Source organism: Streptomyces sp. NRRL F-5122, from assembly GCF_001507435.1.
Lineage (GTDB): Bacteria > Actinomycetota > Actinomycetes > Streptomycetales > Streptomycetaceae > Streptomyces > Streptomyces lannensis.
In genome coordinates this window covers 154,710-169,631 of sequence record NZ_LMWH01000254.1, presented here as the reverse complement: position 1 = coordinate 169,631, position 14,922 = coordinate 154,710, and the positions used below count along the sequence as shown (strand labels likewise).

Below are 14,922 nucleotides of genomic sequence, written 5' to 3'. Positions count from 1 at the left end.
TCGAGGGAGACGAGAAGCACATGGCTGTACGCGGGTTCCTGGGGCGGCAGCGCCGCGAGGTCAGGACGCCGGAGCCGCACCCGTCCGGGGCCCGGCCGCCGAAGATCCCGGGCGAGCTGGTCCCGAATCATGTGGCGATCGTCATGGACGGTAACGGCCGGTGGGCCAAGGAACGGGGCCTGCCGCGCACCGAGGGGCACAAGGTCGGCGCCGAGCGGGTGCTGGACGTGCTCCAGGGCGCGATCGAGATGGGCGTCGGCAACATCTCCCTGTACGCCTTCTCCACCGAGAACTGGAAGCGGTCGCCCGACGAGGTGCGCTTCCTGATGAACTTCAACCGCGACTTCATCCGCAAGACCCGTGACCAGCTCGACGAACTCGGTGTCCGGGTGCGCTGGGTGGGCCGGATGCCCAGGCTGTGGAAGTCCGTGGCCAAGGAGCTCCAGATCGCCCAGGAGCAGACCAAGGACAACGACCTGCTGACGCTGTACTTCTGCATGAACTACGGCGGACGGGCCGAGATCGCGGACGCGGCGCAGGCGATGGCCGAGGCCGTGCGGCAGGGCAGGCTCGACCCGGCCAAGATCACGGAGAAGACCCTGGCCAAGCACATGTACTTCCCGGACATGCCGGACGTGGACCTGTTCCTGCGGCCGAGCGGCGAGCAGCGCACCTCCAACTTCCTCCTCTGGCAGAGCGCCTACGCCGAGATGGTCTTCCAGGACGTGCTGTGGCCGGACTTCGACCGGCGTGACCTGTGGCGGGCGTGCCTGGAGTTCGCCTCCCGCGACCGCCGCTTCGGCGGCGCCATCCCGAACGAGGAGCTGCTGGCCATGGAGGGCAGGCAGGAGTAACCCGCTCCTTGCCCGTCACGGGTGCGCCGCGCGGTGGGGACAGCGCCGGTGTCGCGTTCGGGGTGAGGTTCGCCGTGCGCGGGCACCGCTGTCCCCGGTGCCCCGCGCATCCGCAGGCGCGTGCTGCGCGGTCCCGACCGCGCCGGTACTTGTGCGGCGGTGCTCGTCGACCGGGGCACGCACACCCGGAAGGACGTGGAGCGGCTGCGCGTCGTGCCGGGCGGCCCGACCGCCCCGGCCCCGAGTCCTGCTCAGCCCTCGGCGGCCGCGGCGCAGTCAGCGCACGTGCCGAAGATCTCCACCGTGTGGGCGACGTTGACGTAACCGTGTTCCGCGGCGATCGCCTCGGCCCACTTCTCCACCGCGGGGCCCTCGACCTCGACGGCCTTGCCGCAGATCCGGCAGACCAGGTGGTGGTGGTGCTCGCCCGTCGAGCAGCGGCGGTAGACGGACTCCCCGTCGGAGGTGCGCAGGACGTCGACCTCACCGGCGTCGGCGAGGGACTGCAACGTGCGGTAGACCGTCGTCAGGCCCACCGAGTCGCCCTTGTGCTTCAGCATGTCGTGAAGCTCCTGCGCGCTGCGGAACTCGTCGACCTCGTCGAGCGCCGCAGCCACGGCCGCACGCTGGCGAGTGGATCGTCCCCGTACGGGCTGGCCGGCGGTCGTCACCGTTGCCTCCTTCGTGATGGCTCGCTCGCCTACGGGGCGCCTTGAGTCGCTGCCGGGACCGCGGCGCCCCTTCGGCTCTCGCACGGCTCACGTCTGCGCCTTGCCGAGCCATTGTGCCAGCCCGGCCCGTGCCCGGTCAGGCTCCGACCTCCTCGGCGGCCCCCCGGGTGGCCGGAATCGCGCACTCCACCGGGTCCCCGGCGGAGTGCGCGGCAGCGGCCGCACGGGCGCGGCGGCGGGCCAGGGGAGTGGCCAGCGCCGTCAGGACGACGAACGCGGCGATCGTCAGCAGCACGATCGTCGCCCCGGGCGGAACGTCCTGGTAGTACGACGTGACGGTGCCGCCGAGGGTCACGGTCACACCGATGGCGACGGCGATCGCGAAGGTGGCGGCGAAGCTGCGGCCCAGCTGCTGCGCCGCCGCCACCGGGACGACCATCAGGGCCGAGACCAGGAGCAGGCCCACCACCCGCATCGCGACCGTCACCGTCACCGCCGCCGTGACCGCCGTCAGCAGGTTCAGCGCGCGCACCGGCAGGCCCGTGACCCGCGCGAACTCCTCGTCCTGGCTGACCGCGAAGAGCTGGCGGCGCAGGCCCAGGGTGACCAGGACGACGAAGGCCGCCAGCAGGCAGATCGCCACGACGTCCGACTGCGAGACCGTCGAGAGCGAGCCGAACAGATACGACGTCAGATTGGCGTTCGAGCCACCAGGCGCGAGGTTGATGAACATCACGCCGCCGGCCATACCGCCGTAGAAGAGCATGGCGAGCGCGACGTCGCCGCGCGTCCTGCCGTACCAGCGGATCAGCTCCATCAGGATCGAGCCGAGGACGGAGACGGCAGTCGCCATCCACACCGGGGAGGTGGAGAGGAGGAAGCCGAGTCCGACGCCCGTCATCGCCACATGGCCGATGCCGTCGCCCATCAGGGCCTGGCGGCGCTGCACGAGGTAGATACCGACGGCCGGCGCGGTGATGCCGACCAGCACGGCGGCGAGCAGTGCCCGCTGCATGAAGGCGTAGTCCAGGAAGTCCATCAGCTCAGCAGTCCCGTACGGCTCGGTGCGGCGTCCGCCGCATGCGGGTGCACATGGTCGTGACCGGGCAGGGCGTGCTGGCCGACGGCCTTCGGAGGCGGCCCGTCGTGCAGCACGCAGCCGTCGCGCAGGACGACGGCCCGGTCGATCAGCGGTTCGAGAGGGCCCAGTTCATGCAGCACCAGCAGCACGGTGGCACCCGAGTCCACCTGGTCCCGCAGCGTCCCGGCCAGCACCTCCTGGCTCGCCAGGTCCACGCCCGCCATCGGCTCGTCCATGATCAGCACCTCGGGCTCGGAGGCCAGCGCCCGGGCGATCAGCACCCGCTGGTGCTGGCCCCCGGAGAGCGCGTCGACGGAGTCCTTGGCGCGGTCCGCCAGCCCGACCATGTCCAGGGCCCGTCGTACGGCCTCGTGGTCGGCCTTGCGCAGAACTCCGAAGCGGGTCCGGGAGAGGCGGCCGGAGGACACCACCTCGGTCACCGTGGCGGGCACGCCGCCCGCGGCCGTGGTGCGCTGCGGGACGTACCCGACCCGCCGCCAGTCGCGGAAACGGCGCAGCGGAGTGCCGAACAGCTTGATCTCGCCGGCGCTCGGCGGCACCTGGCCGATGATGCCGCGCACGATCGTCGACTTGCCCGAACCGTTCGCCCCGAGCAGCGCGACGACCTCACCGCGGTGCACGGCGAGGTCGATGCCGCGCAGGACGGGGCGCGAGCCGAGGTCGGCGCGGACACCGCGCAGAGTGATGAGGGGCTCGGTCATACGGTCCTCCATGACGATCACTTGGCGCCCAGGGCCGTCTGCAGCGCCTTGAGGTTCGCCTCCTGGACCGCGAAGTAGTCCTTGCCGCGCGACTTCGACGTGATGCCCTCGATCGGGTCGAGGACGTCGGTCCTGAGGTTCGCGTCCTGGGCGATGGTCCTGGCGGTCTTGTCGCTGACGAGCGTCTCGTAGAAGACCGTCGTGACGCCGTCGGCCTTCGCCATCGTCTCGAGGTCCCGGACGCGCGCGGCGCTGGGCTCGGACTCGGGGTCCAGTCCGTTGATGGCCTCCTCGGTGAGGCCGTAGCGCTCGGCGAGGTAGCCGAAGGCGGCGTGTGTGGTGACGAAGACCTTGCCCTCGGTGTTCCGCAGCCCGGACGCGAACCGCCCATCGAGTTCGTCGAGCTTCTTGACCAGGGCGTCCGTGTTCGCCCGGTAGGCGTCCGCGTGCTTCGGGTCCGCCTTCTCGAAGGCCGTGCCGACACCCTTGGCGACCGCGGCGTAGCGCACCGGGTCGAGCCAGATGTGGGGGTCCTTGCCGCCCGGCTCCTCCCCTTCGTGGGAGTCGTGGGCGGCCGCGTGCCCGCCGACCTCGTTGCCGTGCGTCTCGAGGGTGGTCAGGGAGGCGGCGTCGATCTTGGTCCCGACCTCGGACTGGGCCACCGCCTCGTCGACGGAGGGCTGGAGGTTCCTGAGGTAGAGCACCGCGTCGGACTCCTGGAGCTGCGCGGTCTGTCTGGCGCTGATCTCCAGGTCGTGCGGCTCCTGACCGGGCTGGGTCAGACTGGTCACATGGACGTACTTCCCGCCGATCTGCTCGGCGAGGAAGGCCATGGGGTAGAACGAGGCGACGACGTCGAACTTTCCCGTGCCACCGGCCGTGGTGCTCGTGGAGCAGGCGGAGGTCGCTGCGAAGGTCAGTGCGGCGACCCCGGTCAGGGCGGTCACCGGTATGAGGCGTCGGCGTACGTTCATGACAGTCATTTTCATCAAATATGGAAACCGTTGTCAATAAATTCCCCGGGCGGGACCGGACCGACCCGGGGACCGGCTTCAGGGTCAGTACCGATTTGATTGGAGGGGAGCCCCCGCCGGTAACCTGAAGCATTCGCTCTGAAGCAATGCTCTGAAGCAGTCGCTTCGTCGCCCGTCGTCGTAATGAAGAGAGCACCGTGGCCGCCGACAAGATCGACACCATCGTCAGCCTGAGCAAGCGCCGTGGCTTCGTATTCCCCTGCAGCGAGATCTACGGCGGCCAGCGCGCCGCCTGGGACTACGGACCGCTGGGTGTCGAGCTCAAGGAGAACATCAAGCGCCAGTGGTGGCGCTACATGGTGACGTCGCGCGAGGACGTCGTCGGTATCGACTCGTCGGTGATCCTGGCGACCGAGGTCTGGGTGGCCTCCGGACACGTCGCCACCTTCACCGACCCGCTCACCGAGTGCACCTCCTGTCACAAGCGTTTCCGCGCCGACCACCTGGAAGAGGCGTACGAGGCCAAGCACGGCCGCCTGCCGGAGAACGGCCTCGCGGACATCAACTGCCCGAACTGCGGCAACAAGGGCATGTTCACCGAGCCCAAGCAGTTCTCGGGTCTGCTCTCCACCCACCTGGGTCCGACGCAGGACAGCGGCTCGATCGCGTACCTGCGCCCCGAGACCGCCCAGGGCATCTTCACCAACTTCGCCCAGGTCCAGCAGACCTCGCGCCGCAAGCCGCCGTTCGGCATCGCGCAGATGGGCAAGTCCTTCCGCAACGAGATCACGCCGGGCAACTTCATCTTCCGCACCCGCGAGTTCGAGCAGATGGAGATGGAGTTCTTCGTCAAGCCTGGCGAGGACGAGAAGTGGCAGGAGTACTGGATGCAGGAGCGCTGGAACTGGTACACGGGTCTCGGCCTGCGTGAGGAGAACATGCGCTGGTACGAGCACCCGCAGGAGAAGCTCTCCCACTACTCCAAGCGCACGGCCGACATCGAGTACCGCTTCCAGTTCGGCGGCTCCGAGTGGGGCGAGCTCGAGGGTGTCGCCAACCGCACCGACTACGACCTGGGCGCCCACTCCAAGGCCTCCGGTCAGGACCTCTCCTACTTCGACCAGGAGGCCGGCGAGCGCTGGACGCCGTTCGTCATCGAGCCCGCGGCCGGTGTCGGCCGTGCGATGCTGGCGTTCCTGCTGGACGCCTACGTCGAGGACGAGGCGCCGAACGCCAAGGGCAAGATGGAGAAGCGCACGGTGCTGCGCCTGGACCACCGCCTGGCCCCGGTGAAGGTCGCGGTGCTCCCGCTGTCCCGCAACGCGGAGCTGTCCCCGAAGGCCAAGGGCCTGGCGCAGGCGCTGCGCGGGCACTGGAACATCGAGTTCGACGACGCGGGCGCCATCGGCCGCCGGTACCGCCGTCAGGACGAGATCGGCACGCCGTACTGCGTGACGGTCGACTTCGACACGCTCGAGGACAACGCGGTGACCGTGCGCGAGCGTGACTCGATGAAGCAGGAGCGCGTGTCCCTCGACCAGATCGAGGGCTACCTCGCGAGCCGCCTCGTCGGCTGCTAGTCGCCGCCTGAACTCCCGAACACCCGAACGCCGGGCGGGCCGGAGCGATCCGGCCCACCCGGCGTTTTCGGCAGGGTCCCGGTAAGGGGCCCGCTCCGGGCCCGCGCTGCGTCCGCAGGCGGGCCGGCCGTCAGCGGCCCTGCAGGGACTTCACGTTGTCGCCGAAGGTCCAGTTCTTCGAGCCGTCCCAGTTGATCGACCAGGTCATCAGGCCTTTGAGTGAGGTGCCGTAGTGGCGCCAGGCCTGGGAGACCAGCGCCGGTGACATGTAGCCGCCGCCCGCACCCGACTGGGCGGGCAGGCCCGGTACCTGCTTGTCGTACGGGACCTTCACCGTGGTGCCCTGTACGACCAGTCCCTTGTTCAGGCAGTCCGTCTGCGCGGTGAAGCCCGCCACGGTGCCCGCCGCGTAAGAGTCGCCCGAGCAGCCGTACATGCTGCCGTTGTAGTACTGCATGTTCAGCCACCACAGCCGGCCGTTGTCCGCGTACTTCTTGACGATCGGCAGATAGGCACCCCAGATCGAGCCGTAGGTGATGCTGCCGCCGGTGACGTAGGCCGTCTCCGGGGCCATCGTCAGACCGAAGTTCGACGGCATCTGCGCCAGCACTCCGTCGATGATGCGGATCAGGTTGGCCTGGGACGTGGAGAGCCGGCCGATGTCCCCGCTGCCGACCAGGCCCGTCTCGATGTCGATGTCGATACCGTCGAAGTTGTACTTCTTCAGGATCGGCACGATCGTCGCGACGAACCGGTCGGCGACCGCCGTGGAGCTGAGGTCGATGCCCGCCGCCGCGCCGCCGATCGACAGCAGGATCGTCCGGCCCGCCGCCTTCGCCGCGCACATCTCCGCCGGCGTGGCCACCTTCACCCCCGCGTCCATGCCGTCCTCCCACAGCGCGGTGCCGTCGGAGCGGATGACCGGGAACGCCGCGTTGATCACGTTGTAGCCGTGGGTGCCGATGCGCGAGTCGGTGATCGGGGTCCAGCCGAAGGGCGGGTGGACGCCATTGGCCGCGCCGTCCCAGTTCTCCCAGTAGCCCTGGAGGACCTTGCCGGACGGGCGCGACTTCACGGCGCAGGTGTCGGCCGCGGATGCGGCGGGGGCGGTGGCGATCGACAGTGGCACGAGAACGGCCGCGGTGAGCGCGGCGGCGAGCAGGCGCAGCCTGTGGCGGATCATGCGAGGCCTCCCGGTGGGGGGTGCGGTGAGGTGTCGTAGGCATGACAGTGCGCGTGGTCCAGACCTCTCGTCAATAGGTCTGGACCAGATCGGCCGACAGGTGCACGTATGGCGAATGACGGCATGACAGATGACAGATATTGAAATCTGTCATCTGTCATGCGAGGCTGGAGCCAGACGTCCTGAAACGGATACCAAGGAGTTCCTCATGCACACCCGCACCCTCGGCACCACCGGTCCCCGGGTCTCCGCTCTCGGCCTCGGCGCCATGGGCATGTCCGCGATGTACGGCGAGGCCGACCGGGCCGAGTCCGTCGCCACCGTCCATGCCGCCCTCGAAGCGGGCGTGACCCTTCTCGACACCGGTGACTTCTACGCCATGGGCCACAACGAGATGCTGGTCGGCGAGGCTCTGCGCACCGCCCCCGCGGCCCGCCGCGAACAGGCGCTGGTCAGCGTGAAGTTCGGTGCCCTGCGGGACCCCGGCGGCAGCTGGCTCGGCTACGACGGACGTCCCGTCGCCGTGAAGAACTTCGCCTCGTACTCGCTCCAGCGCCTCGGCGTCGACCACATCGACATCTACCGGATCGCGCGCCTCGACCCCGCCGTGCCGATCGAGGAGACGGTCGGTGCGATCGCCGAGCTGGTGGAGAAGGGGTACGTCCGCCACATCGGGCTCAGCGAGGTCGGCGCCGAGACCGTCCGCCGGGCCGCGGCCACCGCCCCGATCTCCGATCTGCAGATCGAGTACTCGCTCATCTCGCGCGGCATCGAGGAGCGCATCCTGCCCACCACGCGCGAACTGGGGATCGGCGTCACGGCCTACGGCGTGCTGTCCCGGGGCCTGATCTCCGGCCACTACACCCGGGACCGGCAGCTCGCCTCCAACGACTTCCGCTCCTTCTCGCCCCGGTTCCAGGGCGAGAACCTCGACCACAACCTCGGTCTGGTGGAGGCCCTGCGGAAGATCGCCGGCCAGAAGGGTGTGAGCGTCGCACAGCTCGCGATCGCCTGGGTCCTCTCGCGCGGCGAGGACATCGTGCCGCTGATCGGCGCCCGCACCCGTGAGCGGCTGTCGGAGGCGCTCGGCGCGACCGCCGTGACCCTGGAGGAGGCCGATCTGGCGGCGATCGAGGCGGCCGTGCCCGCGGACGCTGCGGCCGGTGACCGCTATCCCGCGGCCCAGATGACCCACCTCGACAGCGAGCGCTGACACCGGCCCCGGGTACGGTCTGGAACATGGCACCGACCACCGAGACCCTGACCGCCGAGCGCATCCTCGAAGCGACCGAGGAGGTGCTGCGCCGCCACGGCCCCGCCAAGGCCACCGTGGTGGACGTGGCCCGTGCGCTCGGTGTCAGCCATGGCAGCGTGTACCGCCACTTCCGTACCAAGGCGGCGCTGCGGGAGGCGGTCACCAAGAGGTGGCTGGACCGTACGGCGCTCAGGCTCTCCGCGATCGTCGGCCAGGACCGCGCGCCGGAGACGCTGCTGCGGGAGTGGCTGGAGGCCCTATTCGACGCCAAGCGCCGCAAGGCCGGTGACGACCCCGAGCTGTTCGCCACGTTCAGCGTGCTCGCCGACGAGAACAGCGGCGTGGTCGATCAGCACATCGCGGAACTCACCGCCCAGCTCACCGAGATCGTCCGCAACGGCGTGGCTCAGGGCGCGTTCACGGCGACCGACCCCGCGCTCGCGGCCCGTGCCGTCTTCCAGGCGACGGGCCGTTTCCACGATCCCGCGTATGCGAGCCGGTGGCTGCGGCCCCATGTGCGGTCCGAGTTCGACGCGGTGGTCGACCTCCTGCTGAGGGGGCTGCGGGCGGCCGACCACCCCGCCGGCTAGGCCACGCAGAACTCGTTGCCCTCGGGGTCCCGCATGACCGTCCAGCGGCCGGCCGGGCCCTTGTCGACCTCCTCGACCCGGGTCGCGCCCAGGGACTCCAGACGCGCGGCCGTCGCCTCCCGGCCGTCCGGGCCGGAGCGCACGTCGATGTGCAGACGGTTCTTCGCGGTCTTGGACTCGGGGACGTCCTGGAACAGGACACGCCGGCCCCGGCCGATGCCCGTATCCTCGTCGTACGGGTCCAGGGGGTGCCGGATCGCCGCGAAGCCCCGGAAGACGCGGACGCCGTTGTGCTCGGCGACCGCCTCCTCCGGCAGCCGGCCGGCGGCCAGCAGACGGGAGATCAGAGCACTGTTGTCCTCCACCTCGTAGCCCAGCGCCATCGCCCAGAAGTCCGCGAGGGCGGTGGCGTTGCGCGTGTCGACGACCAGTTTCCAGTCCAGAGCTGCCATGCGACCAGTTCTATCGCCGCCGGCACGCACCGGGGGCCCGGAGCCGGAAACCGTCTCCCGCGAACGACCGGACCGGCTAGTCGTCCGCGGGATCCACCGTCGCCTCGTGCGCCTCCGCGAGGTGTTCCTCCGCCTTCAGCCACGGCAGGAACTGCGCGCTCTTGCGCCAGCCGCACGTGTCGCACCTGATCGTGCGCTGCGCCCCGGTCCGCTGTACCCGCACGACGTGTTCCCGCCCGTGCTGGTCCCAGCGGCTGACCTTGCTCGAGTTGATCTGCAGCATGACGCCTCCAGGAAGTACCTGTCCGCTTGCGCAGCAAGGAGTGTGCAGCAACTGGAAGATCAATAGGGGTTCTTGAACGACGACTTGACGCGCCGCGTCAGCCGATCGTCCGCGGCAGGCGCAGACTCAGGGCGATCGTGAGGGCGATCCCGGCCAGCTGGACCAGGAGCGTGATCACCAGCGCGTCCCGCATCCCCAGGCCCGGCACCAGGGCCAGGAACAGGGAGCCGAGCGTCGCGACGCCCAGCGCCAGCGCCGACTGCTGGGTGGTGATCATGACGCCGCCGCCGACGCCCGCGCGGGCCGGCGGCACCTCCGACAGGATGAGCCGCAGCACGACCGGGAGCTGGAGCGCCTGCCCCGCACCGGCCACCGCCGCGCCCGGCAGCAGTTCCAGCACGCCCAGATGCGGCCAGGCGCGCCAGGCCGCGAGCACCATCAGGGTCACGCCGACCGCCTGGACCGCACCGCCGGCGCTGACCACCCGGGTGCCGAAGCGGGCCACCAGCCGTGGTCCGCACAGCGACACCACGAAGAACGCCACCGCCATCGGCGTCAGTGCCAGACCCGCCGAGACCGGACCGAGCCCCGCGCCCTGCTGGAGCGCCACCGCGATCACGAACATGAATCCGCTGAACCCGATCGAGAACGGCACGATCATCACCAGTCCGCGACGCAGCGACATCAGCGCGAACAGGCTGGGCGGCACCAGCGGCGTACGGCCGTGCCGGTCCGCGCGGCGCTCCACCGCGTAGAACGCCCAGGCCGCGAAGGGGAAGGCGGCGAGCGCGAGCCAGGTCCACAGCGGCCAGCCGGCCGCGCGGCCCTCGGTGAGCGGAGCGAGGAGGGTGACCAGCGCCACGGCGAGTAGCACGGTGCCGGGACCGTCGACCGGCTCGGGGTGCTGGGATCGGGTCTCAGGGACGGTCCGTGCGGCCAGGAACAGGCCGACGGCGACGACCGGGACGTTGACGAGGAAGACCGAGCGCCAGCCGGTGCCCGCGATGTCCGCGGCCACGAGCACACCGCCGAGGATCTGCCCGGCCACCATGGAGAGTCCGGCCGTCGCTCCGTACAGGCCCATCGCCTTGGCGCGGCGCGGGCCGCTGGTCGCCGCCTGGATCGTGGCGAGCACCTGGGGGAGCATCGCCGCGGCCGCCGCGCCCTGTGCGACACGCGCCGCGACCAGCGTCCACGCGTCGGGTGCCAGTCCGCACGCCAGCGAGGTCACGCCGAAGGCCGCCATGCCGCCCAGGAAGAACTCGCGGCGCCCGAAGAGGTCGCCCAGCCGTCCGCCGAGAACGAGCAGCACGGCGTACGAGAGCCCGTACCCGGCGACGACGAGTTCGAGGACGGTCTCGCTCGCGTGCAGGTCCCTGCCCATCGTCGGGAGGGCTACGTTGACGATGAAGAAGTCGATGAGGGGCAGTGCCGCCGCCAGCAGCACCGTGAACAGTCCGAGTCCGCTCAGCCCCGGTGCCGTCACCGGCGAGCGGACGGTACGGGAGGTCAGTGTCGAAGACAGTGATTCGGTCACGCCGTCGAGCCTCCGCCGACCCTCAGCGTGGTACCAGAGTGTCCTTATCCTGGTACAAGCACTACCTGGCAACAGGGTCGGGGGCACGGCAGGCTGAGGACATGGCGACCATGGTGCAGGAGACGGCGACAAGCCGGGAGACCGGGGACCGCAGGCTTCACGAGACACCCGCTTCCGAGGTGCGGCGGCACGAACTGGCCGCCTTCCTGCGGCACCGGCGCGAGCACATCACCCCCGAACAGCTCGGGCTGCCCCGCGGCAGGCGCCGCCGTACCCCCGGGCTGCGGCGGGAGGAGGTCGCGCACCTCTCCGCGGTCGGTGTCACCTGGTACACCTGGCTGGAGCAGGCCCGGGACATCCAGGTCTCCGTCCAGGTCCTCGACGCTCTCGCGCGTACCCTCCTGCTCGACGCCAGCGAGCGGGCCCATCTGTTCAACCTGGCCGGGGCCGTCGACCCCGCCCCCGGCTCGCACTGCTCGTCCGTCACGGACGCCCAGCGCATCGTGCTCGACCAGCTGGAGCCGCTGCCGGCCTGCATCACCAACAGCCGGTACGACATCCTCGCCTACAACCGCACCTACGGTCTGCTGATGTGCGACCTGGACGCCGTCCCTCCGATGGACCGCAACTGCATGGTGCTCTGCTACACCAACCCGGACTGGCAGGCGGCGACCGTCGATCTCGAGGGGGCCATGCGCCTGATGGCCGCCAAGTTCCGCGCCAATATGGCCGAACACCTGGGCGAGCCCGCATGGAAGATCCTGCTCAAGCGGCTGATGACCGAGTCCGCCGAGTTCCGCGAGGCATGGGAGCGGCACGAGGTGGTGCGGTCCCTCACCAAGCGCAAGCAGTTCCTCAACGCCCATGTGGGCCATCTGAACCTGGATCACACGGATCTGTGGCTCGGCCCGCACAACGGGGCGCGGATGGTGACGTACGCGCCGGCCGACGAGGAGTCGCGCAGGAGGCTCGAGCAGCTCCGGACCATCGCCCTCGGGCGGGAGCGCGCGGCGGCCTGACGCCCTACGCGCCGACCCCCGCCGCGTCCCGGATCTCCGAGGCCTGGAGCCGGTCCGCCGCGCGCTCCGCCGTCCCGCGGGCCCAGCGACCCGTCGTCAGGGTGCCCAGCAGCAGGACCGCGAGCCCGCAGGCCGTGAGGATCCACCAGCCGGGGCGTGCGGCGGAGACGAAGACCTCCCGGTAGGGGCCCGTGCGCACGCCCGAGGCCAGGACCGAGCCGACCACCGCGACGCCGAGGGTGCCGCCGATCTGGCGGCTGGTGGAGGCGACGGCGGCGGCCACACCCGCCTGGGTGCGGGGCATGCCGGAGACGGCCGTGTTGGTGATGGGCGCGTTCACGAAGCCGAAGCCCAGGCCGAAGAGGACGTAGCCGATCACCAGCGTGACGTTGGACGTCTCCGCCTCGAAGGCCGCGAACAGCAGACCGCTCGCCGTCATCGCGATCCCGGCCGTCACGAGGGAGAAGCGCGGGCCGCGGCTGCCGACCAGACGTCCGGAGAGCGGGGCGCACACGAAGCACATGACGGCCATCGGCAGCATCCACAGGCCCGCGTGCAGCGCGTCCAGACCGCGTACGTTCTGCAGGTACAGCGTGGACAGGAACAGGAAACCGCTGAGTGCCGCGAAGGCGCTGACCGCGACGACCGTCGCCCCGCTGAACGGCGCCGAACGGAAGAAGCGCAGGTCGATCAGGGGTTCGTCACGCCGGGGCTCGTACCAGAGCAGGGCGAGCAGCGCGATCAGCGCCACGGCGCCGAAGGCCAGTACGCCGGCGGCCGACGAGCTCGGCGCCTCGATGATGGCGTAGGTCAGGGAGCCCAGCAGGGCGATCACCAGGAGCTGGCCCACCGGGTCCGGGCGGCGGGCCTTCGGTGCGCGGGACTCGGGCACGAACAGAACGGTCAGCAGCAGCGCGGCGAGCCCCACGGGCAGGTTGATCCAGAAGATCGAGCGCCAGCCGACCGAATCGACCAGCAGGCCGCCGACGATCGGGCCGGCGGCCATGGATATGCCGACCACTCCGCCCCAGACGCCGATCGCGCGGGCGCGCTCGCGGGGGTCGGTGAAGGTGTTGGTGATGATCGACATCGCGACCGGGTTGAGCATCGAGCCGCCGACGGCCTGCACCATGCGGAAGACGATCAGCGAGTCCAGGTTCGGGGCGAGGGAGCAGAGCAGTGAGCCGATCGTGAAGATCACGAGGCCCGCCTGGAAGACCCTGCGGCGGCCGATACGGTCGGCCGTCGAGCCCGAGAGCATCAGCAGCGAGGCGAGGACCAGGGTGTAGGCGTCGATCGTCCACTGCAGGCCGGACACGCTTGCGTGCAGTTCCTTCTGCATGGAGGGGAGCGCGACGTTCAGAACGGTGTTGTCGAGGCTCACGATCAGCAGGCTCATGCAGCAGATCGCGAGCACCAGAAGACGTCGTCGGTGGCTGAGCTCGGGCATGCGACCCATCGTACGCCGATGTCGATAGTGCGGTTAACTAATGACCTCTACACGATCACAGGTGCCGAGTACCCGTCTGCGTACGTGACAATGGGGGAATGTCCACGCTCACGACGAACCCGACCACGACGGACCCGGCACTGCGGATCGGCCCGCACGACGTGCGGGTCCCGGTCGTGCTCGCTCCCATGGCCGGGATCACGAACGCGCCGTTCCGCACGCTGTGCCGGGAGTTCAGCGGCGGCAAGGGCCTGTTCGTGAGTGAGATGATCACGACTCGGGCGCTGGTGGAGCGCAACGAGAAGACCATGCAGCTGATCAGGTTCGACGCCACCGAGCGGCCGCGCTCCATCCAGCTGTACGGCGTGGACCCGGCGACCGTCGGCAGGGCCGTCCGCATGATCGCGGAAGAGTGCCTGGCCGACCACATCGACCTCAATTTCGGCTGCCCGGTGCCGAAGGTGACCCGCAAGGGCGGCGGCTCCGCGCTGCCCTACAAGCGCAACCTGCTGCGGGCGATCCTGCGTGAGGCCGTGAGCGGCGCGGGCGACCTGCCGGTCACGATGAAGATGCGCAAGGGCATCGACGACGACCACATCACGTACCTGGACGCCGGGCGGATCGCCGTCGAGGAGGGTGTGACGGCCATCGCGCTGCACGGTCGCACGGCCGCCCAGCACTACGGCGGCACCGCGGACTGGGACGCCATCGCGCGGCTCAAGGAGCACGTGCCGGAGATCCCGGTGCTCGGGAACGGCGACATCTGGTCGGCCGAGGACGCGCTGCGGATGGTGCGTGAGACGGGCTGCGACGGAGTCGTGGTGGGCCGCGGGTGCCTCGGGCGGCCCTGGCTGTTCGCGGATCTGGTGGCCGCCTTCGAGGGGCGGACCGGTGACATCGCGCGGCCGGTGCTCCGCGAGGTCGCCGACGTCATGGTCCGGCACGCCACCCTGCTCGGCGAGTGGATCGGCGACGAGTCGCGCGGGGTCATCGACTTCCGCAAGCACGTGGCCTGGTACCTGAAGGGTTTCGCGGTCGGCTCGGAGATGCGCAAGCGGCTCGCGATCACGTCCTCGCTCGCGGAGCTGCGGGCCGGCCTGGACGAGCTCGACCTCGACCAGGCCTGGCCGGTGGGCGCCGACGGGCCCCGGGGCCGCACGTCCGGCAACAACCGCGTGGTGCTGCCGGACGGCTGGCTGAAGGACCCGTGGGACTGCGCGGGGGTCGGCGAGGACGCGGAGCTGGACACCTCCGGGGGCTGAGCCCCGGCG

15 protein-coding genes are annotated in these 14,922 nt (G+C 70.3%); 6 read left to right on the top strand and 9 right to left on the bottom strand.

Going from position 1 to position 14,922, the window contains the following annotated elements; all coding sequences use genetic code 11:
* Nucleotides 1-20 precede the first annotated feature (20 nt).
* Entirely contained in the window at nucleotides 21-854 is an 834-nt protein-coding gene (locus tag ADL25_RS32620; RefSeq protein WP_059131488.1) for an isoprenyl transferase, read from the top strand.
* A gap of 251 nt (nucleotides 855-1,105) precedes the next feature.
* Here ADL25_RS32620 and ADL25_RS32615 read toward each other — a convergent pair whose 3' ends face one another.
* The 4 genes from ADL25_RS32615 to ADL25_RS32600 form a co-directional block, all read right to left on the bottom strand.
* Complete coding sequence (locus ADL25_RS32615) at nucleotides 1,106-1,525, bottom strand: Fur family transcriptional regulator (RefSeq protein WP_059131487.1); 420 nt, start codon at nucleotides 1,523-1,525, stop codon at nucleotides 1,106-1,108.
* Nucleotides 1,526-1,661: 136 nt separating this feature from the next.
* On the bottom strand, nucleotides 1,662-2,564 hold the full coding sequence (locus tag ADL25_RS32610; RefSeq protein ID WP_059131486.1) for a metal ABC transporter permease: 903 nt from the start codon (nucleotides 2,562-2,564) through the stop codon (nucleotides 1,662-1,664).
* Nucleotides 2,564-3,328, bottom strand: coding sequence for a metal ABC transporter ATP-binding protein (locus ADL25_RS32605; RefSeq protein ID WP_059131644.1), 765 nt, complete (start codon nucleotides 3,326-3,328; stop codon nucleotides 2,564-2,566). Before ADL25_RS32605 ends, ADL25_RS32610 begins: the two co-directional genes overlap by 1 nt.
* Nucleotides 3,329-3,345: 17 nt before the next feature.
* On the bottom strand, nucleotides 3,346-4,302 hold the full coding sequence (locus ADL25_RS32600) for a metal ABC transporter substrate-binding protein (RefSeq protein ID WP_059131485.1): 957 nt from the start codon (nucleotides 4,300-4,302) through the stop codon (nucleotides 3,346-3,348).
* 197 nt (nucleotides 4,303-4,499) lie between these two features.
* Here ADL25_RS32600 and ADL25_RS32595 point away from each other — a divergent pair, with 197 nt between their 5' ends.
* Nucleotides 4,500-5,882: a glycine--tRNA ligase gene (locus ADL25_RS32595; RefSeq protein ID WP_059131484.1), complete on the top strand. Its 1,383-nt coding sequence runs from the start codon at nucleotides 4,500-4,502 to the stop codon at nucleotides 5,880-5,882.
* 130 nt (nucleotides 5,883-6,012) lie between these two features.
* Here the strand turns inward: ADL25_RS32595 and ADL25_RS32590 are convergent, their stop codons facing one another.
* A complete protein-coding gene (locus ADL25_RS32590; protein WP_059131483.1) occupies nucleotides 6,013-7,065 on the bottom strand; it encodes a chitinase in 1,053 nt (350 codons plus the stop codon).
* Nucleotides 7,066-7,273: 208 nt separating this feature from the next.
* Between ADL25_RS32590 and ADL25_RS32585 the strand changes: the two genes are divergently transcribed.
* Nucleotides 7,274-8,278: an aldo/keto reductase gene (locus ADL25_RS32585; protein WP_059131482.1), complete on the top strand. Its 1,005-nt coding sequence runs from the start codon at nucleotides 7,274-7,276 to the stop codon at nucleotides 8,276-8,278.
* Nucleotides 8,279-8,304: 26 nt separating this feature from the next.
* Complete coding sequence (locus tag ADL25_RS32580) at nucleotides 8,305-8,910, top strand: TetR family transcriptional regulator (RefSeq protein WP_059131481.1); 606 nt, start codon at nucleotides 8,305-8,307, stop codon at nucleotides 8,908-8,910.
* On the opposite strand, the gene ADL25_RS32575 is transcribed toward ADL25_RS32580, so the two are convergent.
* The 3 genes from ADL25_RS32575 to ADL25_RS32565 all read right to left on the bottom strand — a co-directional run bounded on the left by ADL25_RS32575 (nucleotide 8,907) and on the right by ADL25_RS32565 (nucleotide 11,170).
* Nucleotides 8,907-9,362, bottom strand: a complete 456-nt coding sequence (locus ADL25_RS32575; RefSeq protein WP_059131480.1) for a VOC family protein — start codon at nucleotides 9,360-9,362, stop codon at nucleotides 8,907-8,909. The genes ADL25_RS32580 and ADL25_RS32575 overlap by 4 nt on opposite strands.
* Nucleotides 9,363-9,438: 76 nt before the next feature.
* Complete coding sequence (locus tag ADL25_RS32570) at nucleotides 9,439-9,645, bottom strand: hypothetical protein (protein WP_059131479.1); 207 nt, start codon at nucleotides 9,643-9,645, stop codon at nucleotides 9,439-9,441.
* A gap of 97 nt (nucleotides 9,646-9,742) precedes the next feature.
* Nucleotides 9,743-11,170 (bottom strand): MFS transporter, encoded by a 1,428-nt coding sequence (locus ADL25_RS32565; protein WP_059131643.1) that lies wholly within the window; start codon nucleotides 11,168-11,170, stop codon nucleotides 9,743-9,745.
* A gap of 113 nt (nucleotides 11,171-11,283) precedes the next feature.
* Between ADL25_RS32565 and ADL25_RS32560 the strand changes: the two genes are divergently transcribed.
* A complete protein-coding gene (locus tag ADL25_RS32560) occupies nucleotides 11,284-12,201 on the top strand; it encodes a helix-turn-helix transcriptional regulator (RefSeq protein ID WP_079050714.1) in 918 nt (305 codons plus the stop codon).
* Between the two features lie 4 nt (nucleotides 12,202-12,205).
* On the opposite strand, the gene ADL25_RS32555 is transcribed toward ADL25_RS32560, so the two are convergent.
* Nucleotides 12,206-13,651: an MFS transporter gene (locus ADL25_RS32555; RefSeq protein ID WP_059131478.1), complete on the bottom strand. Its 1,446-nt coding sequence runs from the start codon at nucleotides 13,649-13,651 to the stop codon at nucleotides 12,206-12,208.
* 98 nt (nucleotides 13,652-13,749) lie between these two features.
* Here ADL25_RS32555 and dusB point away from each other — a divergent pair, with 98 nt between their 5' ends.
* Nucleotides 13,750-14,913 carry a tRNA dihydrouridine synthase DusB gene (gene dusB, locus ADL25_RS32550; protein WP_059131477.1) on the top strand — a complete coding sequence of 388 codons (1,164 nt, stop codon included), beginning with the start codon at nucleotides 13,750-13,752 and terminating at the stop codon, nucleotides 14,911-14,913.
* The last annotated feature ends 9 nt before the right edge of the window (nucleotides 14,914-14,922 follow it).

What these genes read in the sequence shown, in the direction of transcription:
- ADL25_RS32610 (WP_059131486.1), bottom strand. Translation starts at nt 2,564, where the DNA reads ATGGACTTCCTGGACTACGCCTTCATGCAGCGGGCACTGCTCGCCGCC.
- ADL25_RS32605 (WP_059131644.1), bottom strand. Translation starts at nt 3,328, where the DNA reads ATGACCGAGCCCCTCATCACTCTGCGCGGTGTCCGCGCCGACCTCGGC.
- ADL25_RS32585 (WP_059131482.1), top strand. Translation starts at nt 7,274, where the DNA reads ATGCACACCCGCACCCTCGGCACCACCGGTCCCCGGGTCTCCGCTCTC.
- dusB (WP_059131477.1), top strand. Translation starts at nt 13,750, where the DNA reads ATGTCCACGCTCACGACGAACCCGACCACGACGGACCCGGCACTGCGG.
- ADL25_RS32570 (WP_059131479.1), bottom strand. Translation starts at nt 9,645, where the DNA reads ATGCTGCAGATCAACTCGAGCAAGGTCAGCCGCTGGGACCAGCACGGG.
- ADL25_RS32555 (WP_059131478.1), bottom strand. Translation starts at nt 13,651, where the DNA reads ATGCCCGAGCTCAGCCACCGACGACGTCTTCTGGTGCTCGCGATCTGC.
- ADL25_RS32620 (WP_059131488.1), top strand. Translation starts at nt 21, where the DNA reads ATGGCTGTACGCGGGTTCCTGGGGCGGCAGCGCCGCGAGGTCAGGACG.
- ADL25_RS32580 (WP_059131481.1), top strand. Translation starts at nt 8,305, where the DNA reads ATGGCACCGACCACCGAGACCCTGACCGCCGAGCGCATCCTCGAAGCG.
- ADL25_RS32600 (WP_059131485.1), bottom strand. Translation starts at nt 4,302, where the DNA reads ATGAACGTACGCCGACGCCTCATACCGGTGACCGCCCTGACCGGGGTC.
- ADL25_RS32575 (WP_059131480.1), bottom strand. Translation starts at nt 9,362, where the DNA reads ATGGCAGCTCTGGACTGGAAACTGGTCGTCGACACGCGCAACGCCACC.
- ADL25_RS32590 (WP_059131483.1), bottom strand. Translation starts at nt 7,065, where the DNA reads ATGATCCGCCACAGGCTGCGCCTGCTCGCCGCCGCGCTCACCGCGGCC.
- ADL25_RS32560 (WP_079050714.1), top strand. Translation starts at nt 11,284, where the DNA reads ATGGCGACCATGGTGCAGGAGACGGCGACAAGCCGGGAGACCGGGGAC.